Here is an 18,877-nt window from a genome sequence, read left to right as displayed (position 1 = left end):
TAACGCTATGCACTACACGCGATTACTCGTTACCTTCCTGCTCCTGCCTGCCCTTGCCAGTGGGCAGGTCGTACCCTACAACCTGGACATCAACGGCTACCGGGGCAACGCGGTCGAATCCGCCCCGATTGGGGTATCAATCACGGATACCCTGCAGGCTATCACCGTCACCGGCACGGCAACGGCTTCGGAATCCTCCCAGCTTGTTACCCCCCAGCCTACGGTGGTACGGTCTGGCACACTGGTAACGGTGAGGTACGCCACATCCGCAACCCTGCCGACGGTCAGCTATTACCGGCTAAAAATCGGCGGAGTCATCCGGTACGCGGGCCGGGTTAATGTGGGGCTGAACGCGGTTGTATTGCCGCCCATTACGGCGAGTATCTATTCGCAAATCTCCAGCCAGCTATCGACATTGCAAACGCTATACCAGAACCTGAGTGCGGACGTAGCGGGGGCCGGGTATCTGACCACAACCACCGGCCTGACCTCGACCAGCTTCACGGCCTACAAGGCATCAACGGCGGGCCTTATCCAGACCCAGACGGGCAGGATTGACCAGAACGTAATTGATATTAACAACCGGGTCACGACCGCCACGTATAACACGTTTCTGACCAACAACGCCCTGACAATAGCCGACATAAACACGCGGGTAAGCAGCAATAGCGCAGCGATAGGCACGAACGCCACGAGTTTATCCAGTCTATCGCTGGCGGTGGGGAACAACACCACCTCAATAACAAATAATACTACCTCAATTGCCAGCGTATCGGCAACGGGCACGACCAATAGCGCGGCCATTGCCAGCCTATCCAGCGCAACGGCTACGCTTACCAGTAGGGTAAACAGCAACAGCACGGCAATAGGAATAAACACAGCAGGAATAGTTTCGGTGTCTGCAACGGCAAACACGGCCCTGACAACGGCGAACAGTGCAACGGCTACGGGGGCCACGAATGCGAGTGCGATAGCGGCCCTATCCGTAACGGTAGGCAATAACGCCACCGCCATAACCGCCAAGACTTTCCCCACTGTACTATCCAACCTGACCACCACACCGCGATTGATGGCTGGCCTGATTGATTCGCACACCGATGGCGCGGGGGGGCTTTCCTACGTGGACTACATACGGCCAAAACTGCGGGGAGCGTATGGTGATGGTGGGCTGGGGTTCATGCCGATTGAGAACGGCCCGGCAGGTTCGGAGGATGTTTCATTCGGCAAGTCCAGCAATATGCAATACCTGTCCTCGTATGCCTTCAATACCGTACCAACGACCTACGCCCTGACCGGGCAGGGACTTTCCTGTTCTGCCTGTTCGGGCACAGACTCCTGGTCATGGGGGCCACGCGGCAGCCGGACCAGCCAGAAAATACGCCTGTACTACCTCAAACAACCGGGGGGCGGCTCATTCAAATTCGGCTTTGGCGCAACCTCGTCCTCAACCTATCCAACCTACCAGACCGATTCAACCAGCGCGGGTATTGCCTGGATTGAGCTAACACCGACAGTGGATTGGTCGGTAGCAGCCGCCAGTATTACAGGTAAGGTTACGTTTTTTGCCCTGCATTACTACAACAGTACGGGCGTAAGTTTCGGCAGGTGGGCAACGGGCGGGCGCAAAATGCAGGACATCAACAAGCTCAGTTCCACGTTCCGGCAAGCGTGGTATAATTTCCTGAAACCTGATGCTCTTCTCATCGACGCGCTTACCAATGACCGAATGACCGTTACTGCCGATACGGCAAAAACCTGGCTGACGACCTACACCAACGACGTAAAAGCGGGTAGTCCTAACACAAAAGTAGTGATGGTGCATGGGGTGGAACCATCCGATCATGCCACGACGTATTTTGATTCGTATGCGGCTATGAAGCAGACAATCCCGAAAACCGAATACCTGAATTTGGTCGATAGGATGGGCGGGTACACGGCACTTACGGCGGGGGGGTATATGCTGGATGGTGTACACCTGTCAGCAACGGCAGTATCAGGCGTTTCACAATCGGGCGACGAACTACGGGCACAGGCAACACTACGCTATCTGGGCGTGTCTACCGCTACGCCCTCGCTTGCGGCCAGTATTGCCGGGGGCGGGGCGGCAACAACGCTCAGAACCGGGACGCTAACCGACGTTGCCAGTACGACAACCGCCAGTTCAGGCGTGGGCATTCCGGTTCTGGAGTTAGGGATTCTGAACGGTTCCCACTCACCAATCTTCGACCTCAACGTGTATCTGAAAACCCAGAGTTCAAGCAATTCAACCCGCTACCGGGTTCAGTTCGTAGTCAACGCGCAGTCATCGCCAGCCGGTACAGCCGGGTCAGTCAATTCGATTACCGTAACCCCGGCATATTCGACCACCGGGGGCGCAGCACCGACCGCGACGTTTTCGCTTTCCATCAACGGTAGTGCTCACGCCGTACTGACCATGACCCCCGGCGCAACACTCTCGAACTGGTATCTGTCTGGCTCGTATGTTGACCCGGTGGGCTGGCTATCGACCCAGACAGAGGTGTATCAGTATTCATTTTCTGAATGGCTGATGCTCGTGCTTCTTAATCTGATGGCGGGTGGTATAGCTACCCGAAACCGCAGGCTATTGCGTTACTTTCTTTAATAGCCCCTCCCCACTTTTTCACCCTCACGAGCCGAACCAAATGGAAACAATACCGAAACTGCTAATCGTGCCCCGTAGCTGGCTGGCTCATTTGGGCGGGCTAAAAACGGCGGTCGTTACGGCCACTACGATTACCATTTTCACCGAACGGCCCTATATAGCCGCCTTGCTGGTGCTGACTCGTGAGCTATTGAGCTACTACGAACGCATCAGCGTAGCCCGTAACCCGATCAATATTAAGGCGAGCCAGACAATTTCACAGCCGACACCAATCGAGGATAAATCCAGTGTGCCACTACCAGAAGAATCTTGATTGTGGCACACTGTTTACACTAAATCCAATGATAACTGATTCGCTTTGCAATTTTCCTGACCGCCGTTGGCGCAATTTTTACTTGTCTGCTTATTTGAGCGACTGTCTCTCCCATCAGGTAGGAATTTCTGATATGAAGAATCGTCTCGCGTGGTGTATGGTTGCGCTGAACTTTAACCCTTTTAGGATCCTTAAGTCCAGTCACAATAGCATGTCTGTTGTTTTCAAGTACTGTGCAGTACTCCAAGTTTTCAATGTGGTTGTTGGTCTTCTGTCCATCAATGTGATTAATGACATAGCCAGTCGGGCGCTCCCCAACAAAGGCAAGCATTACCAAACTATGAACAGACCAGGTTTTAGCTTTTTTATGCTTATAAAGTCCAACATACCGATAGAGTCCACCCCTTATGTGTGGGGAAAGGATGCGGTCACCTTTGACTTTACGCCTGCTGGCATATTTATCGTGACAAGAGGTTATTCGACCAAAATTAGAAACGGTATAAAGTCCTTCATAACCTGGAATGTCTCTCCATACTTCACCCGTTTGTTCTACATTTGTAGTACCCATTTCAATATCTGGTTATTGTTTTGGCTAGGCCCGACTATTGCGCTTCTAACGCATGGTCGGGCTGTCTATTTTAGACTATACAAGATACTAAAAATCAGTGAGTTAACCAAAATAAAATACATGAAATCATGATTTACGAAGATGACAATCAGCCGCAGCCAACTCCACTAACGGACCCGGTAAAGCCCGCCGAACCGTTGCCACACGACGCAGAACAGCCCTAAAGCTATGAAAGCTCTACTGACCAGAATAGCCGGTTTTATTGCCCCAAATATGCTTTGGCTTATCTGGGTATTCCGGGTTGTGGCAGTAGGTGCATTAATCTACGGCCTGTACTGGCTGTGGGTTAATCCTGATAGTTGGAACGGAACGGCATCTAGCTACCTCAACCGGGCCGAAAGAAGCGAACAGCACGAACGGCTGTTACTGATTGATTCGACGACAACAGCCCACCGCTACCACGCGGACACTACCCGTTTGCGGGAAATAGCGCAGGGGTTCCGGCAGCAGCAGCAGGACGCGGTAACGGCGGGGTTGCAGTGGAAGGGTTTGTATCAGCAGCAGGTAATGGAGAAAGACGAAACCGCCGACCGATTGACCGACTCACAAGCGCGGGTGCAATTCCTGAATCAGTTGGTGAAAAATGGCACACTGGCAAAGGGTGTAACCGATACGGCCAGCGTCAACCGGGCGGGGCTTAAAACAGCCGTCAGAGAAGCGTTGGGGGTACGAGTGATTGATACCCTCAGTCTTGCCCTTTCGCTCGCTGTCGTGGCAAATAAGCGGCTTAGTGCGGGGCTTAAAACAGCCGGGGCGGGTATGCGTACCCTGTCGGCTCAAACCAGGGCAATGAAAAGGGGCGGGATATGGCCGTTGAACGTGAAACGGAGAAACCAGCTCGAACGGTCAGCCGTAGGCATGGATTCCGTTGTGGAAAAAGTGGAGGTGTTGAGTGAACTGGAACAGGCGTTAAACCCGGTACGACAATGAAAACAAAGGCGCAGATAAACCTACGGATTGCCCAGCTACGGCACCAAGCCGAAGACTTGCGGTTGCAATGGCAGGAGTTACTACTGGAGAATAAGCCAAAGAACAAAGCCCGGCGTGAGGCATTATTAGACAGCTGGAATATTACGTTGTTTCAGGTTGAATCCCTGATGTGGGTGGTAGAGCAGGAACCGAAAAAGAAGGGAAAATAAAAAAGCCCCCTTGCCATCCATAGCAAAGGGGCGGCAAAAGACCCGCACTGGTACGCCGTAGCGTTGCGGGTACATGTTTGTCCCATGTTAGATACCCAAATATACCAGACCCAACCGGCAAAAGCAAGGTGCGGGGCGGGGAAAGGAGCCGGATACGCCGGTTCAAAAGTTCATTGATCTGCTAATTGTATAGAACCAAAAACAAGCTGTTCAAGAAATTGAGCCTGATTAGGTTGCGCTCTGATGATTGCCACCGCAGCCGGGTCCATTGACCAGCTTACTTTGATTTTCTTTACGCCGGGGGGCTTCTTTTTGCGTCCGGCATTGACGGGCCGTTTTTTAGGCGACCCGTCTGAGTTGATTCCTTTAGGCATGGGAACTTTGGTTATGGGAGTTTATAACCTCAACCATTGACAAGGCAATAGAAAAGTCAGTTTTCAGGTCGTAAGTGATTTTGGGATAGTAAACATCACTTGAAAGCAACTGTAATTTTATGTTTCCGGCCTTTGCTGGATTGTAGGCATAAGCAGGAATTAAACAATGCTCGTAATCATCCCGAAAGTAATCGTTTGCCTTTGAAACATCCAGCCCTAAACGCTTACACTCATGCTCAAAGCGTTGCAAATCTGCGTTCGTGCCGTTGATTTTGAACGGCGGTAAGTTGTCGGCTCCTTTGTATGTTTCCATAGTTTTTGAATTTATAGGCTGGACTCTCTCCCATTTATCCCCAATCCTGATACGCCCGAAATCCGGGCGTGAGGGGCACCAGGTTACTAAAATGCGTTTGGCCATTTGATGCTTACGTACTGCTCGAAACTATCCCAATCGTGCGACTGTAAATGTTGGGGTACTGTCATGCCTACCTGATTGGCATTATTAATCATACCAGCTAAATCTTCTCGCATTTTTGGTGCGAAGATACGCTGCCAGTTAGCGGATTTGGCTGCAATCAGTTTGCTGATGTATTCCATTTCTACGATGTTGGCGGCTGCTAGTGGATTCATCTGGGTAGTCATTTCCTTGTCCGTTTAAGTATGTACAAATATACAAACCTTTCTTATTAATGCAAGCAATTTTAAGAAACAATCACCATGAATTGATTAAACGCGGGGCCGCCCGTGCGGTACTATTCTATACAATCAGCACCCACAACCTGAAAACTATGTCACTAGACACCAACCAGGAACACGCCCAACTAACCCGCATCCAGCGCATTGCCCGCGTGGTAGCCGCCCTACACGCCTTGCCGGAAGCGGAACGCCAGATAGCGATTGAACAGGCCCGACGTTGCGGCTCGTGCGTCGGCTGTGACAAACTATCCACTGAACAAGAGGAACGATCAACGCTAGAAAACAATGAGTAATGAAAGGATTCGACGTTACCGCCCTTACCCGGTGCCTTGCCAAGAATATTCTCTATATAGCCGTGTTTCTGTTCGTGCTATTCGGCCTGATATTCTCGGCTGCTATGAGTATGGCGCAGGAATTACGCAAACCGTCTGGCCGGGTGAAACTACCGCTATTTCTGAGCCTGACCATACACGCCAGTTCCTACGTGCTGATGTGCAGTCTGGCCGCTTTTTTCGTGGACATTCTAAAAATCAATCCCTTGCTGATGTGCTTTATAGCGGGCTTCATGGGTATCGGTTCGCTGTTCCTCTCGCAATGGCTGTTCAATCTGTGGAGCGAAGCCGAAGGGTTACAGGAGTTCATTGATAAAGTGTCGCTCATTGGCAGAACACTCATAACGACGTTTAACACGCTAAAGAATAGAAAAGACGATGACACAAGCGCAGATTAATCTAACAACATTCGGGGCCGTTATCTGGTGTATCGCCATGTTAGCGGGCATCCTGTTTGCCACCCTCAAAAACGGCAATACCTACCGGCTGGGTATCGGGGGCGGCATGATTGGCGTGGGTATCGGGGGGATAATGATTTTCCGGCCTGAACTACTGCCCTATGCTGGTATGACCCGCATGATAGCCGTGTCGCTGATGCTGACGTTTGTTCTGCTTTCCTATCTACTGGGTAAAGAGCTACGGGAGGACCGACAGGCGCGAAAAGTGATAATCTGGTCGGTTGTCGGTGTGGTCCTGATTGGGGTTATAGCCGCGCCGTTCGTTCGGTTAATCGAAGCGATTGATATGGGACAAGCGCGGGCGCAGGTGACAAGCCGGGCGGCACGAAGGGCAGAAACGGAGGTAGGTAGATTGCAACAGCAATACGCGGCCCAACACCGGGCTGATAGTGTGCAGCACGTTTCGGACTCGTTACAGATTCAGCGGCTACAGGTAAAGCTAACCGAGCAGACGGCTATTCTGAAAACGACGCAGAACCTGATCGAGAAATTGGAAGTGCTGTATAAGCAACTACTATTGGAGGTGCAAAGGAACCGCTATGAGATGCGCCGGTTTGGGGAGAACAGCCGGGAAACAATGGAGCCGTTAGCCGGGAAAAGCTACCTCACTAGCGAGACTATCGACCGCATCTTTTCCGGCCCCGTCGGTAGGTTTGAGCCGGATTCCATGCCGGTCAGCTACAAGCGGGGGCGGAGGTGAGGGTTAAATGCTGAAAATCCTGAAACTGTCGTCCGTACCTTCTGCGTAGGCTTGGGCGGCAATTTCCATGATTTGAGCGGCTATCTTATCTATTTCGCGTTGGTCGTCGTACTTATCCCAATTAGCCCCGCCAGAGCCGGGAAAGTGCATGCTACGGTAAATGGATTCCGCCAATTTCTGACACTTTTCATGTATTGGTATTTTAACATTCTCCATACCACTAATATACACATAACCCCCTAAAAAACAATACTTTAACTTGTTTTGCTCAGAAAAAAAGCGTAAAATAGTAGCGTCATTTAACCCTGAAATTAGATGGTAAGACCGTTCCAGCCTAATTGGGCGTCGAAGCCCGGTAACACTATTGTTGACTGGATGAAGGAGAACAATAGGACTGTTGAATCAATGGCTTTTGAGATGGGTATAACTACCGAGAAACTCAACGAAGTAATTGATGGACGCGCTCCGATTAATTGGGCAATCGCTTCGGGCTTATCCTACGTAACAGGGGCATCGCCTGGATTTTGGTTGTTACGCCAAAAACAGTACAGTGAGTCAGTAATAAGGCTAGGTATATGACCAACACCCCCACACCCCTACACGCCCACCTGAGCAAGCTACTGGCACAAACGCCGGGGCTGCTTTGGCTATCCGATGGGGAATGCCCGGTTGAGGTGGTACGGGTTGACCCTTGCGAGCTTGGCATATTTACCCGCTCGTTCAACGCTGATCTGTTGCTGGGGGCGCAGGTCCAGATGAACCGCGATTTTTTGCCCCTTGTCTGTGGTTTTGACGGGCACGATTTACAGGCGTTCACCCTGCCCAACGGTAAACCCTCAGAATCGGAATTACTGATTCTATGCCGGGATGGGGATGGGTTTACAGGTTTAAAAATGGGGTCTGTGGCGCAAACGTAGAAAACAGGAAAGGAAAGATGGACGCTGATAAAATGACCGACTTGCTACTGACAAATGGCTGGCAACAGGATAGCCAATACCCGACCTGTTTTTACAACAAAGGGGCGGCACTCTACACGTATCCCGGAATAGGCAAGGTAAAGTATTGGCCCGATGTGCGGGTTCATTCCGTATTCTATGAGCAACAATTACCTATAACGGATAGTGACCTTTTGGACTTGATTGCAAAACGATGACCCGCACCACCCCCACCGACACGCTAATCAACGCCCTCCTGCTGGGTACGGTGTCGGTGTGGTTGCTGGTAAAGAAACGTGTCTGATAGCTTGGCGAGAAGCTAGGCAGACAGTGATTGGAGCATTCGCCATGTTCACGAATCGCGGGTTGGGTTATCCGGTTTTCGGCTATGTCCCTCACAGCCCCTACCCAAACCGGAGTCCGGGATAAAGGGGGCTATTTTAAAACCTTTCTGAACTGACATGAACAAAGGGGAACGCGCTCAGATAGCAGACCGCAAATGGAAACGGCGGCTATCGCTCTACAACGTGAAGCCCGAACAGGGCATTAGCCTGAAAACCACGAGTAGGCCGTGTAATTGCTGGGCGTGTAAGAAAGAGCGTTACCGGCGCGAATTAATCAAACGCGAACCAATCGACTAACACCATGACCCCAACCGTAAAAACCCTCCCAACGCTGCAACAGGTAGCCGGCCGCCTTACAGCTTTAGGCTGGGCCGTCAATCCCGCCGTTCCAAACTACGCCCTACGTGACACGCTGAAACGCTTTCAATCGGCTTGCGGCATCGTACCGGACGGAGAGTTCGGGCCGGTAACAAACGGGTATCTGTTCCTCAATCAACGGCCCAACGGAACGGCTACGGAGATACTGTTACGGGTTGCGGCTAGTCAAATCGGAATATCTGAGGTTCCACCCGGCTCGAACAGAGGGCCGCAAATTGACTTGGTGCTGAAAGGGGTAGGATTAACGCCCGGTTATGCGTGGTGTTCAGCTTTTTCGTACTGGGTTTTTGCCCAAATGAGCCGGATGACACAGACGCATAACCCGCACCCTAAAACGGCGGGCGTACTGAACCTTTGGGATTTGGCCGGATTTGATGAGGTGGATTTGAAACGAATAACGGCGGCTGAGGTAGCCAAAAAACCCGAACTGGTAAAGCCGGGTATGCAGTTTCTAATGAAGTTCAGTTCAACGGCGGGGCATACGGGTATAGTGGAAAAGGTAGAGGTGAGGGGCGGCAGGCGTATGCTGGTAACGGTGGAGGGCAACTCTAACCGGGCAGGCGAAAGGGAGGGGGTTGCGGTCCTAAAACAGACCAAACGGCCACTATCCAGCATCAACTTAGGCTTTATCGACTACTTTGGATAAGTGTAGTCATAGGCAAGGGGTTAGGTTAAATTAGGAATAGCAATACGAATAGCAATCAGCCGGACGCTTTTGGTGCCCGGCTGATTTTTGTTGGTGAAGTGTTAGTATTAATTAGGCGGGGTATCCTTTTAATTCGTCCAATTCTTCCTTTAGTTGACTGATATAATTGTAGTCCTCCTGACATTCAGGGTCGGCTAAATCATGCTCTATTTCGGCAATAAGTGTTAAGAGTTGATTTCCTGAAACCAATTCAGGAACCCACCTTCCTTTATTGCTCACTGCCATTGCTACGCTCCAACGGGATACAGTTTCAAAGCGGTCAGGGACCACTACAAACTTACCGTACAAATCCTCATACATTGGGAAGTTATTCGCCTTTTCCATCTCTCTCTCTTTTCTAGTCCACCCGGCACCGTTACCGGGGGTTATCCAAACAACGCCAGCATAGTCAGGAAATCCCGGAACAGCCGGGTTAGTCGTCGTTTCATGGGCTTAACCTTCGCAAAGTATTTCCCCGCACTTTAAGCACCGTTCAAAGTCCATTTTACGGTGAACAGCCCAATATGGATGTACGCACTCTGTAGCCCGTTCAACCATTACCAGGGCCGTGCACTGTTCGACAATCTTTTCCACGTTTTTGTCGTGAACCTCCTCACCCATCAGGGCGTGAGTAACGATACTTAGTACCTCAATTTCTATTTCCCTCTGCGTTTTCATCGCTTCTTATCTCGTTTTACCTCCCTATTCCTCTCCCTGCTTCACGTTCTCCCCAAAACCGGGGCTGTACACCTTTCGACCCTACAACCCCGTAGCGGGGCTTAAAATGGCTTGTACTGCTTTTGTGCGTCGGATGCTGACCATAAACAATGTATCATCGTTCATTTCTACCATTGCCGGAAGTCCGTATTTAAGCAGGGCATGGTAGACAGCCTTTACAAACACCGGGTTAACCAACACACCTTTACGAATACGGACGAAGCCGGGGAACAGGGGCAGCAAATGGCCGATGTTGTGACTACTCAGATACGGCGGCTCATGCTCGGAAATAACCCACGTACAACCGTCATCCGTTTTCAGATACATTGTTTTGGCCGGGTCGTATTCTTTCAGGGCTGGCATAACACTTGACTTACCGTCCTGACAATCTTCCTCGATACCACCAGCTCCGTCCCATCCTGCATCACGACAACGCCGTGCCGGTTCGTGCCCTTCCTGCCCACCCGGTACGCCTGCACGTAGGCGGGGTTGACCAGATGCCGACGGTGGACCCGCACAAAGCCGGGAAACCGGGTTGATAGCTTACCAATCTTGTAGGTGCTCAGGTAGGCCGGGCCACTCGCTGAATGCACCCACGTATAGTTACCGAACGGGGTAGCCGTCAGGTACGGCGTACTAGCCGGATCGAATGTTTTGGCGGGTTTGGTTATCATGCTGTTGCCAGTTTAGCCCACTCATGCCAAAGTTGCTCTGTGCTTTTACCGTTATTGGGGTTCGTCTGGCTTTCGTATCTGCCTACCCAGCACCCGCGTAAGCGAATGTAATTTGCGTTACACCACTCAGAGAAAGTGAAGGCATTTGCTTCTGTCTGTGGCGCGGCTTCCGAAATAGCAATCTGCCGTACTAAGGACGTTTTGAAATTGCCCATTTGCTCACGGCTAGGCCACCTATTAAATGACAACCATGCTTCGGCCTGCTTTAAAAACTCTAAATTTGTCATCGCTCTAATCAATTAAGGTCCTGTTTATCGCTCGTTTCTCTTTATTCTCTTGCGCCGTTGCCCTGTTGAACACCTGACCGCCAATCGTGGGTCTGTCCCCTGCCAGATGCCGGACCATATTGGGGCTTAGTACGCCCAATTCCTCACACGCATCTTTTTGATGCCGGGTAGTATTTGCCCGTTGTAAGTGATACAATCCCCTTCGATTGGCGGGGTATTGGCTTGGGTTTGTCGGGGTCCGGTTCAACCTGTATTGCCAGTTTCGGTATCTCCTTTCTGCCCTGCTTTTTTACCGGCTTCTCTTTCCGGGCGGTATCGGCAAACGTGGGCACGGTAGCCAGTGAGGGGGCGGCTGGTTGCAGGGGTTTGGCTTCTCCCTGTAGTTTGAAACTGTACCCTTCGCCCTCCCATTTACGCTGACAGGCTCCCAACCGGGAATCTTTGACCGAGGGCAGCATAAAACCCCGTTCGGTGGGATGGCTTACTATAACCGCGTAGAATTTGGGCGACTTGGGTTTTGGTTGTACGGTGTTCATGCTGCTGGAGTGGTTTGCTGTTTTTTGGTTGAGTGCAACGGTATTGTAGCAACTGGGGTGTTCTCCTCATTGGTCATTGTCGGCATTAACAACACCTCAGCATCGCCAACAGCGAAAAGACTAAGGGTAAACTTGCCCACTTGACTGACAAGGGTAATGGTAGAGCAATTCAGCAACTCAGCGCAGCGCAGCAGTTTGCTCATATTGCCAACGGCCATTGTGCTGAGTCCAATTTTAATGACAGCTAACGGACTAACCTCCTTTTTGCCATTGGGAATAATACTGGTTTTTGTTGTCTGCCCTTCACCCTCACAGGCAGGGCAGCAGCCCATTATTGTGCGGTCGAACTCCCATTCCGAAAAACTATACTCAACCTCTCCTTCCCCATCGCAAACATCACATTTGCGGGTTATTTCATCGAAACAATCAATCAGGGGAGCTTTTGAAATTGCTTCCCGTAGTTGCTCTATTGAGAATTGTTTTTGGCAGGTATGGGCGATTGGGTAAACCATTGCCGCCTGCTCTTCTTTGGGTACAAACTGATTCGGGAAGTCTGGCAACACCACAAGGCTGTGCCCATTGGTTGCCATAACCTTACCCGCGCCACGAAAAGGCAAAGTCATCCAGCCACTATAGTCTGGTTCTTGCGCGATAAATACTGTCAGTACGGATTCAAATAATTTGTTCATAGTAGTAAGTAGATTATATACCCCACCGCGCCAACGGCCAGTATCCAGCGAAGGACGCGACGGTTCATATCGGCGGGCGTGGGGTGGTTCATTGAAAGAGTTGTAGTTGCTGTTTGTGGGTGTTGAATCGCTTGACGCTTTGGGCGTGGTAATCGGGGTCCAGTTCCGATACGACTGCAGCCCTACCCTCATCATAAGCTGATATTGCCGTAGTGCCTGACCCGCCGTACCCATCAAAAACCAGTTCGCCGGGATTGGAATAAGTACGAATTAAATACCTCCAGAGTGATAGGGGTTTTTGCGTCGGATGGTCACTTTCGTTTTGCCGGTCGCCGTTTGTGAAGTCAATTACGCTTTGGGGGTGTCTCTTACCTTCATTATCGAAATATTCCGCGACACTCTGTGTAGCAAAAGAACCGTAGTTAGTCCCGGTTCTATCATGTTTACGTACCCCCTTTTTTCTATTGCCATTCCCCATTTGCGGGTTGTAGGTTGGCAGGGAGCGGTAAAAAACTAGGATATGCTCATGGTTTCGCATCGGCATACGATTAGCGTTCAAAAAACCGGAGCCTAACGCCTTGTACCAAATCAGGTCGTATCTGAATAGCTTCCGGTTGCTCATTATCAAATCAGTGGCAAAGGGTTGTTGAGCGGTGAACACAAAGGCGGCATTCGGTTTGGCAATCCGCAACCATTCCGGCCAAAGCGTCTGCAGGTCTATCGGCTTATCCCATTCATTCTGAGTGACAAAATAGGGCGGGTCTTGCAGGAGTAGGTCAACCGAACCACTAGGAATTGACTTCATTATATCCATGCAATCCCCCTGTATCAACCGTATCTCCCTCATACCATCCACCAGATTACGCACAACCCTACCACCAGCCACCACTTATACTCACTCAGGCAATCCATCGCAAAATCCCGAAACCGGGGGCGGGGGATGTGAACAGCCCAACCCGGCGCGGTGATGCTAACCCGGCTGTACTCGTTAATCGTTTCGGGGTCATCCAAAGGCTCCCCTTCCTTGTCGCATTCAACCAGCGTAAACGTGCCCATGTAGTTGTTTACCTGCTCGACTGACCAGTAGGAGCCTAAGCCTGAAAGAACGTCGTACAATCGAAAGGAAACGGGCTGGGGCAACGGATTTGCGGCCCGGTGTTGCAAGTGCTTTGCGGCTATCTCGTTGGCGCGGGCAATAATGGCCGGGCGCGGGTCTTGTGGGTAGCTCATGGTATTGCGCGGATAAGTAGGTAGATTTCAAAAGCAACAATTCCAGCAATCCCGGCCCAGGTCAGGACGCATACGGGGTCAAGGCGGAGGGGTTGTTTTGTTTTCATGGCTTAGTAGTGAATTATATATGGATTGACAACAACAGCCCAGGCGATAAGCCCGGCAACACAGGCGCACAGTATGCCGATAATGAGCGTGATGGGGTCGGACAGCAAAGTTTTCTTTACCCGGCCCACCTTGTAGGCAAGGGCGGGCAGTTTGGCGTAGCGCAGGTAGGATAAGGCGTTTTTCATACTGATTCGATGGTTATTGTCCGTTTGGCCGACATGAACACTTTGCACAAATGCACCTCTGTAGCCCCATCCTTACCGCTCATTAGTGCGTTGATTATCGCCGTTAGTTCACTCTCCGTGTAGGTGTCAGCATCGTGTAGACTAGCCTTAGTAATGGCATCCCCATACTTACAAAAGGCAACCATCCGGTACGTTTTTTCGGCAGGCGGTTCAGGCGTTGGCTCCATAAAGTCGGAAGGTTCTACGGGCTGAACCTTTGCTTTCTGACCGGCCTTGTTTGAGATTTGGTAGTCGTTATTAAAGGCCAGTAGTTCGGCGGCAGTAACTAAGGGCAGTTTGTCGGTTGCCTGATACAGATAGCGGGTTCCCGGCACGTTCTTTTGTTTGATACGCTTTAGGGCACCCATTCCCACCAGATGAATGACAAGGGAACGGGAAACGTTATGAATGGCCGTTAACTCCGAACCAAGCAGGGGAACAAACCGATTATAGGGAACGGTCTGTTTTAGTTCGGCTAGAAACGCCTTATAGCGGTCTAGTGCTGATTTGCGCTTGATTGTCGGCCTGCGCGTTGCTGACTCAGTAGGGATGTGAATTGCTGTTTGCATGGCTGGGAGAGAGTTAGCAGAATACGCCTATGTTTTTGAGCAGGTCAACGCGGGTCAACTTGCCCGAATCCATTTGTTGCTGTTCACGTAGGCTCACCGACAATCGGTAGTAACCGCCCTTCACTGTTTCGTACTCGCGCCGGTCCCTTTTGAGTGCCTTTCTAGCCCTTGCCGTTTTGGCTACCAGTAGGAAATGTGGCCCTTGTGTGGTTCTTGTTTTCATGCGGCTAAATGGGATTACTGACTCTGTCATTGTAGATAGTGCCCGTTCAGGGCGGTTAAGAGTGTTATTGAATAGTTGCCTGAATAGATTCGCGGCCCTGTTTAACAGGAGGAAAAGCCAGATACATGATGCCCGTATCGGGGTGAGCAATGACCATCCCGCCGTGTGGCAAAGCCTTTAGCAAGTTCTCGTGCTGGGCTAGTTTCTCCTGAGCGGCATCGGCAACGGCTAACAGCTCATTCCATACCTCATCTTTCGTGTAGTCGTTGGTTACGCCCACTTCCCGAATCAGTAGTTTCACGCCTTCTTTTGCCACGCCATCTTTGCCGTATAGGGCCAAATCAGCAATGCCCCGACTTTTGGCGGCTTCCTTTACCTCCTTTGCGAAGTGTTCCAGTTTGGCAGCAAGGGCCAATAGAGAGAGCGTGTCACCCCCGTTATCGGCTACGTCCCCGACGTTCTTACGGGCGATATTGGACAGGTCCTTTTTGGACCATTTCCCAATGTTTTCCAGCGTTACCAGGCTGGTTAGTGCTGTTTCTTGTGTTTCGGTGCTCATGGCTGGTGCTAGTGATTAGGGTGCTTCTCTCTACGGGCTATTGGTTTCGCTTCGTCAGCGTCCTGGCGGGGGTAAGGAACTGCCGGGAGCCTTGTATTACCCCCGGCGTTCGCTGTACTATCCACACCATTTTTAATCAACCTTACTATCTATATCAATTCCAGTTATACTCAGGAACTTGCCTTTGTCGAAGTTGGGGAGGGCGGGGTATAACTCCCGTTGGCGGTTGTCCAAATTGGCCCACCATGTAGCGTGTGCCTGTTTGTATTCGTAGCGTTTCAGGTATCCTTCCGACGTTTCGGCGCGGGGATACTGTAGCTTTTCCTCATCACTCATGGAGGCCCACGAAACCCATTCAGTCAACCGAACCTCACGCATCAGACAATATGCTTCCGTGTCTCTCCATGCTGAAAGGGTCATTTTTGACGGTTTATCGAAAAAACTAACCGTAACCTGTTGGGTACATAAGACTCCCGTAAGGGAGTCGCCGCTGTTCCAGTCGCCGCTGTTCCGGTTGCCGCTGTTCAGGTCGCCGCTGTTCCGGTTGCCGCTGTTCAGGTCGCCGCTGTTCCAGTCGCCGCTGTTCCGGTTGCCGCTGTTCAGGTCGCCGCTGTTCCGGTTGCCGCTGTTCCGGTTGCCGCTGTTCAGGTCGCCGCTGTTAGCCCTGCCTGAATTAGCCTGTCCGGTATTAATAAGTGTCAATACTTCGTGCCATGAAAGGCGTTTTCCAATTCGGATGTGATTGGTGCAACATTTGTCGCCATCCTCTTTTGTGTCGATTTCGCCCAACGATTCGACTTCACAGACGATATTTTCCGGCTTAAAATCATAATAGTTGAAGCAGTCGTTAGGCTTTAGGCAGAAATGAAATCCGTTTTCGCACAGTACAGGTTTGCCCGAAACCTGGTGATCACTATTCTCTGAAAATTGGTGTTCCCGGCAGGTGAAATCAGGGCGGAATACTTTATATCCACGCATGGTAAGGGGTTTATTTTAGTTGTGTATTACTCTTATCTTTTCTAAAGGGCTAGGCAATGGCCGGGACACGTCGCCCCGGCTGTGCGCTGTCAACCTAACCCCTATGAGTGCTTAAAATGGGAGGTCGTTTGATTCGTCCTGAGTCGGCTGAAATACAGGCTCCTGCTTCTGTGCTGACTGTTGACGCGGTGCTGACCCGCCCGAACTGGCTCCTGTAGTGGCTGAACTAATCTTGTAGGCTTTCACGGCGGTATAGTACCGGCCATTATATTCCCTGCTTTCGAGGTCATACGAAACGCTGATTTCTTCGCCCTCCACGAAACCGTCTACCAAATCGCCTTTATCGTTGAAGGCCTCAATACAAACCTCTTTCGGGTATTGACCGCCTGTATTAATGACGAACTCGCGCTTTATCCAGGGTCCATTTTTGCCCTGTCCTGTCTTTTGCTCTAACTGTTTGACAAATGCTCCTTTGATGTCCATAATTTATGCAGGGGTTGGTTCGGCGTGATAAAAAACTTTGTCTGTCTCGTTGTAGTCTATGCCCTTATTCCAAGCCATGCCCCGGAACTTATCGAACAACTCCTTTATTTCGGCGGGCTTAATGCCGGTAAGCCTTGCTAGTGCAGCACGGTGTTCAGTATAGGCCTGTGGGTCATTCGGTAGTGTATCAATGTCGGTCTGCCATTTAGCCATTTTAGCCAATTCTTCTTTTGTGGCTGGCTTCGGAGTTGGTGGAGCGGGTGCTGGTTGGGGAGAAGGTGCCGGTTTTGCCTGAGACTGCGCCGGTTGACCATTAGCCCCGTTTGCATCGTCGTCGTCCGTTACAATGCAAAGGATAGACGCGAGTGAGTAACGACGGGCGTAAGTGATAGCGGAACCCATTGCCTGAGCATCATTCTGAACTTTGCAGAATACCGGGCAATGGCAGGATTCTATGATAGTACCGTCTTTGTAACGGATGATCGTTTCTACCTGAATGCCGGACTCCGTTACCCGTATGGGTTGGGTGACCATTAGCCCGTTTTCTGACAGACCCGCTTTTACAGCCTCCCAAATGGAGGAAAGGTCTGCGTACTTGGATTTGAAAAACGGGTTAGCGGCATCCTTTATGGCAGATCGGAATTGGCTCTGCGCTTTTGAAAAGGCTTCAAACCCTGCGTTTACGTCGCTCATATCAGTATGCGTTGTTAAGTTGGTGAATATTAAAATTGTCGGTGAGGAGTCCGCAGAAGAACTCAACGCGCCCGCCAATGCAGGTGCCGACGTTGGTTTGCGTTGGGTCGATAAGGGCCGAAAAGTTGCCGCCCGGCTCCACTTGGAAGCGGATAATGGCCGCGTCAGAAATGCCGGACTTGGCAACATACTCGGCCCGGTAGGGTAGCAACTCCGGCGCTGTTGCCCGGCGTAGCTGCGTAGCGGGTGAATCGGCTAGGGTGTACCGGACAGGCTCAACTACCGTAATGGTAGGCTCCGTTTGGAAAACCAGGCAGCGGAACGGCTCGGCTCCTGTTTTGTGAAATGCTAGGAAGTTGGTCATGGGGTAAAAGGGGGTTGATTGGTGCCCTGTTGGTAGGGTGGTATAAAAGTATAAAATAATATAATACGATGCAAGAGAAAGATAGAATTAAATATAAAATAATAGAAAGTCAGGGCAAATTTTTTTGGTACTGCTGAATCAGTGCTTGAAATTCTATCAGGGATCGAATAACAACATACCGGAAACCTTCGGATTCGACCATGGCTTGCCACCTTCGCTGTTCTGGTGATTGTTGGCCGGTACTGGTTTTTAGCTCAATAAAAACGGTCGTCCCGGCTTTGTTGTATTCCATGTCGGCAACTCCCTTTACGACCCCTACCGCTTTATTGAGATTGCCGGTAATCATGTTACTACTGTTGTTATTGTTGGCGTGAAGCAACCCCCGTTCATGGGGGTGCTTGTTCCAGTGCCATTGAAACATTTCGGCTTGCATTGCCAGCTCTGATTTATCCATGGTTGTTTTTAGATTACGGGTAAGCGATCTTCTAAAAGAATAGCAATTTTCTCCAGAGCCGGTATGGTGGGTTCCGCTTCAGTAATCACATAGGCCCGCCTGAAATCCTGATACAGATTATGTAACGTTTCGTTCCTGGCTTCTTCCTGAATGAGCCGTATAGCCTCATACTCACTTAGCGTCTTAAACTCCTTCATGAGTTTTGAGGCAGCACTTTTGTAATACTCAATGTCGGTCTTTTTCATCTGTCACCACTTGTTTTAAGGTTTGTCACTACTGATTTTTTGGCTTTGGTGACAGCTAAAAGGTTGTCCTTTAGGCTTTTAAGTCCTGTCACCAGTGTCACCACTATTTTTGTCTAATCTTTCTTATACGTAAGTGTAATATACACACATACCCGTACTTCTATATCTATACCCTCTCTCACTCTCCCGTACTTTATATATATTTCTACTGGTGACAATGGTTACAGTAAGAGTAAAAG

33 protein-coding genes are annotated in these 18,877 nt (G+C 50.6%); 11 read left to right on the top strand and 22 right to left on the bottom strand.

Annotated elements, in window-relative coordinates; genetic code table 11:
• Nucleotides 1–7: 7 nt before the first annotated feature.
• A complete protein-coding gene (locus B156_RS0122635; protein WP_020601313.1) occupies nucleotides 8–2,623 on the top strand; it encodes an SGNH/GDSL hydrolase family protein in 2,616 nt (871 codons plus the stop codon).
• Nucleotides 2,624–2,663: 40 nt separating this feature from the next.
• On the top strand, nucleotides 2,664–2,936 hold the full coding sequence (locus B156_RS0122630; RefSeq protein WP_018622080.1) for a hypothetical protein: 273 nt from the start codon (nucleotides 2,664–2,666) through the stop codon (nucleotides 2,934–2,936).
• Nucleotides 2,937–2,955: 19 nt separating this feature from the next.
• On the opposite strand, the gene B156_RS31035 is transcribed toward B156_RS0122630, so the two are convergent.
• Nucleotides 2,956–3,504 carry an NUMOD4 motif-containing HNH endonuclease gene (locus B156_RS31035; RefSeq protein ID WP_084757843.1) on the bottom strand — a complete coding sequence of 183 codons (549 nt, stop codon included), beginning with the start codon at nucleotides 3,502–3,504 and terminating at the stop codon, nucleotides 2,956–2,958.
• 228 nt (nucleotides 3,505–3,732) lie between these two features.
• Here B156_RS31035 and B156_RS0122615 point away from each other — a divergent pair, with 228 nt between their 5' ends.
• Entirely contained in the window at nucleotides 3,733–4,494 is a 762-nt protein-coding gene (locus B156_RS0122615) for a hypothetical protein (RefSeq protein WP_018622077.1), read from the top strand.
• Nucleotides 4,491–4,703: a hypothetical protein gene (locus tag B156_RS0122610; RefSeq protein ID WP_018622076.1), complete on the top strand. Its 213-nt coding sequence runs from the start codon at nucleotides 4,491–4,493 to the stop codon at nucleotides 4,701–4,703. Before B156_RS0122615 ends, B156_RS0122610 begins: the two co-directional genes overlap by 4 nt.
• Before the next feature lie 170 nt (nucleotides 4,704–4,873).
• Here B156_RS0122610 and B156_RS0122605 read toward each other — a convergent pair whose 3' ends face one another.
• From B156_RS0122605 to B156_RS0122595, 3 genes are all read right to left on the bottom strand, one after another.
• A complete protein-coding gene (locus tag B156_RS0122605; RefSeq protein WP_018622075.1) occupies nucleotides 4,874–5,077 on the bottom strand; it encodes a hypothetical protein in 204 nt (67 codons plus the stop codon).
• A complete protein-coding gene (locus B156_RS0122600; RefSeq protein WP_018622074.1) occupies nucleotides 5,070–5,390 on the bottom strand; it encodes a hypothetical protein in 321 nt (106 codons plus the stop codon). Before B156_RS0122600 ends, B156_RS0122605 begins: the two co-directional genes overlap by 8 nt.
• Before the next feature lie 86 nt (nucleotides 5,391–5,476).
• Nucleotides 5,477–5,719: a hypothetical protein gene (locus tag B156_RS0122595; protein WP_018622073.1), complete on the bottom strand. Its 243-nt coding sequence runs from the start codon at nucleotides 5,717–5,719 to the stop codon at nucleotides 5,477–5,479.
• A 47-nt stretch (nucleotides 5,720–5,766) separates the two neighbouring features.
• Between B156_RS0122595 and B156_RS0122590 the strand changes: the two genes are divergently transcribed.
• Genes B156_RS0122590 through B156_RS0122580 form a run of 3 tightly spaced genes read left to right on the top strand, consistent with a single transcriptional unit; the run spans nucleotide 5,767 to nucleotide 7,263 of the window.
• The gene (locus B156_RS0122590; RefSeq protein ID WP_018622072.1) at nucleotides 5,767–6,066 is read left to right on the top strand and encodes a hypothetical protein; all 300 of its coding nucleotides are present in this window, start codon (nucleotides 5,767–5,769) and stop codon (nucleotides 6,064–6,066) included.
• Nucleotides 6,066–6,503, top strand: coding sequence for a hypothetical protein (locus B156_RS0122585; RefSeq protein ID WP_018622071.1), 438 nt, complete (start codon nucleotides 6,066–6,068; stop codon nucleotides 6,501–6,503). Before B156_RS0122590 ends, B156_RS0122585 begins: the two co-directional genes overlap by 1 nt.
• Nucleotides 6,484–7,263, top strand: a complete 780-nt coding sequence (locus B156_RS0122580; protein WP_157627137.1) for a hypothetical protein — start codon at nucleotides 6,484–6,486, stop codon at nucleotides 7,261–7,263. The genes B156_RS0122585 and B156_RS0122580 overlap by 20 nt, the downstream gene beginning before the upstream one ends.
• A gap of 3 nt (nucleotides 7,264–7,266) precedes the next feature.
• On the opposite strand, the gene B156_RS31540 is transcribed toward B156_RS0122580, so the two are convergent.
• Nucleotides 7,267–7,413 (bottom strand): hypothetical protein, encoded by a 147-nt coding sequence (locus B156_RS31540; RefSeq protein WP_157627136.1) that lies wholly within the window; start codon nucleotides 7,411–7,413, stop codon nucleotides 7,267–7,269.
• A gap of 425 nt (nucleotides 7,414–7,838) precedes the next feature.
• On the opposite strand from B156_RS31540, the gene B156_RS0122565 reads away from it, so the two are divergent.
• The 4 genes from B156_RS0122565 (at nucleotide 7,839) to B156_RS0122545 (ending at nucleotide 9,566) form a co-directional block, all read left to right on the top strand.
• Nucleotides 7,839–8,180 carry a hypothetical protein gene (locus B156_RS0122565; RefSeq protein WP_018622067.1) on the top strand — a complete coding sequence of 114 codons (342 nt, stop codon included), beginning with the start codon at nucleotides 7,839–7,841 and terminating at the stop codon, nucleotides 8,178–8,180.
• A gap of 17 nt (nucleotides 8,181–8,197) precedes the next feature.
• Nucleotides 8,198–8,416, top strand: coding sequence for a hypothetical protein (locus tag B156_RS0122560; RefSeq protein WP_018622066.1), 219 nt, complete (start codon nucleotides 8,198–8,200; stop codon nucleotides 8,414–8,416).
• Between the two features lie 243 nt (nucleotides 8,417–8,659).
• Nucleotides 8,660–8,839 carry a hypothetical protein gene (locus B156_RS31535; protein WP_026260992.1) on the top strand — a complete coding sequence of 60 codons (180 nt, stop codon included), beginning with the start codon at nucleotides 8,660–8,662 and terminating at the stop codon, nucleotides 8,837–8,839.
• A gap of 4 nt (nucleotides 8,840–8,843) precedes the next feature.
• Nucleotides 8,844–9,566 carry a CHAP domain-containing protein gene (locus B156_RS0122545; protein ID WP_018622064.1) on the top strand — a complete coding sequence of 241 codons (723 nt, stop codon included), beginning with the start codon at nucleotides 8,844–8,846 and terminating at the stop codon, nucleotides 9,564–9,566.
• Between the two features lie 111 nt (nucleotides 9,567–9,677).
• Here the strand turns inward: B156_RS0122545 and B156_RS0122540 are convergent, their stop codons facing one another.
• The 17 genes from B156_RS0122540 to B156_RS0122450 all read right to left on the bottom strand — a co-directional run bounded on the left by B156_RS0122540 (nucleotide 9,678) and on the right by B156_RS0122450 (nucleotide 18,638).
• Nucleotides 9,678–9,950, bottom strand: a complete 273-nt coding sequence (locus B156_RS0122540; RefSeq protein ID WP_018622063.1) for a hypothetical protein — start codon at nucleotides 9,948–9,950, stop codon at nucleotides 9,678–9,680.
• Between the two features lie 414 nt (nucleotides 9,951–10,364).
• On the bottom strand, nucleotides 10,365–10,685 hold the full coding sequence (locus B156_RS0122530; protein WP_018622061.1) for a hypothetical protein: 321 nt from the start codon (nucleotides 10,683–10,685) through the stop codon (nucleotides 10,365–10,367).
• The gene (locus B156_RS0122525) at nucleotides 10,673–10,996 is read right to left on the bottom strand and encodes a LytTR family DNA-binding domain-containing protein (RefSeq protein WP_018622060.1); all 324 of its coding nucleotides are present in this window, start codon (nucleotides 10,994–10,996) and stop codon (nucleotides 10,673–10,675) included. Before B156_RS0122525 ends, B156_RS0122530 begins: the two co-directional genes overlap by 13 nt.
• A gap of 430 nt (nucleotides 10,997–11,426) precedes the next feature.
• Nucleotides 11,427–11,819: a hypothetical protein gene (locus B156_RS0122515; protein WP_018622058.1), complete on the bottom strand. Its 393-nt coding sequence runs from the start codon at nucleotides 11,817–11,819 to the stop codon at nucleotides 11,427–11,429.
• Complete coding sequence (locus tag B156_RS0122510; protein WP_018622057.1) at nucleotides 11,816–12,508, bottom strand: DnaJ-like cysteine-rich domain-containing protein; 693 nt, start codon at nucleotides 12,506–12,508, stop codon at nucleotides 11,816–11,818. The genes B156_RS0122515 and B156_RS0122510 overlap by 4 nt, the downstream gene beginning before the upstream one ends.
• Nucleotides 12,509–12,596: 88 nt before the next feature.
• Nucleotides 12,597–13,313 carry a DNA-methyltransferase gene (locus B156_RS29675; protein ID WP_157627135.1) on the bottom strand — a complete coding sequence of 239 codons (717 nt, stop codon included), beginning with the start codon at nucleotides 13,311–13,313 and terminating at the stop codon, nucleotides 12,597–12,599.
• 38 nt (nucleotides 13,314–13,351) lie between these two features.
• Entirely contained in the window at nucleotides 13,352–13,738 is a 387-nt protein-coding gene (locus B156_RS0122500) for a hypothetical protein (protein WP_018622055.1), read from the bottom strand.
• A gap of 110 nt (nucleotides 13,739–13,848) precedes the next feature.
• Complete coding sequence (locus tag B156_RS0122495) at nucleotides 13,849–14,031, bottom strand: hypothetical protein (RefSeq protein ID WP_018622054.1); 183 nt, start codon at nucleotides 14,029–14,031, stop codon at nucleotides 13,849–13,851.
• Nucleotides 14,028–14,639, bottom strand: coding sequence for a hypothetical protein (locus tag B156_RS0122490; protein WP_018622053.1), 612 nt, complete (start codon nucleotides 14,637–14,639; stop codon nucleotides 14,028–14,030). The genes B156_RS0122495 and B156_RS0122490 overlap by 4 nt, the downstream gene beginning before the upstream one ends.
• 13 nt (nucleotides 14,640–14,652) lie before the next feature.
• Complete coding sequence (locus B156_RS0122485; RefSeq protein ID WP_157627134.1) at nucleotides 14,653–14,862, bottom strand: hypothetical protein; 210 nt, start codon at nucleotides 14,860–14,862, stop codon at nucleotides 14,653–14,655.
• 64 nt (nucleotides 14,863–14,926) lie between these two features.
• Nucleotides 14,927–15,421 (bottom strand): hypothetical protein, encoded by a 495-nt coding sequence (locus tag B156_RS0122480; RefSeq protein ID WP_018622051.1) that lies wholly within the window; start codon nucleotides 15,419–15,421, stop codon nucleotides 14,927–14,929.
• Between the two features lie 132 nt (nucleotides 15,422–15,553).
• Nucleotides 15,554–16,399, bottom strand: coding sequence for a pentapeptide repeat-containing protein (locus tag B156_RS0122475; RefSeq protein ID WP_018622050.1), 846 nt, complete (start codon nucleotides 16,397–16,399; stop codon nucleotides 15,554–15,556).
• A gap of 111 nt (nucleotides 16,400–16,510) precedes the next feature.
• The gene (locus B156_RS0122470) at nucleotides 16,511–16,882 is read right to left on the bottom strand and encodes a DUF3127 domain-containing protein (RefSeq protein ID WP_018622049.1); all 372 of its coding nucleotides are present in this window, start codon (nucleotides 16,880–16,882) and stop codon (nucleotides 16,511–16,513) included.
• A gap of 3 nt (nucleotides 16,883–16,885) precedes the next feature.
• Complete coding sequence (locus B156_RS30475) at nucleotides 16,886–17,575, bottom strand: ERF family protein (protein WP_018622048.1); 690 nt, start codon at nucleotides 17,573–17,575, stop codon at nucleotides 16,886–16,888.
• A gap of 1 nt (nucleotide 17,576) precedes the next feature.
• Nucleotides 17,577–17,939 (bottom strand): hypothetical protein, encoded by a 363-nt coding sequence (locus B156_RS31530; RefSeq protein WP_018622047.1) that lies wholly within the window; start codon nucleotides 17,937–17,939, stop codon nucleotides 17,577–17,579.
• Nucleotides 17,940–18,048: 109 nt separating this feature from the next.
• Nucleotides 18,049–18,393 carry a VRR-NUC domain-containing protein gene (locus B156_RS0122455; protein WP_018622046.1) on the bottom strand — a complete coding sequence of 115 codons (345 nt, stop codon included), beginning with the start codon at nucleotides 18,391–18,393 and terminating at the stop codon, nucleotides 18,049–18,051.
• A gap of 8 nt (nucleotides 18,394–18,401) precedes the next feature.
• Nucleotides 18,402–18,638 (bottom strand): hypothetical protein, encoded by a 237-nt coding sequence (locus B156_RS0122450; protein ID WP_018622045.1) that lies wholly within the window; start codon nucleotides 18,636–18,638, stop codon nucleotides 18,402–18,404.
• Nucleotides 18,639–18,877: the final 239 nt, after the last annotated feature.

This window comes from Spirosoma luteum DSM 19990 (genome assembly GCF_000374065.1).
Classification (GTDB): Bacteria; Bacteroidota; Bacteroidia; order Cytophagales; family Spirosomataceae; genus Spirosoma; species Spirosoma luteum.
The sequence above is the reverse complement of the archived record's forward strand: the minus strand, read 5'-3'. Positions and strand labels throughout refer to the sequence as shown.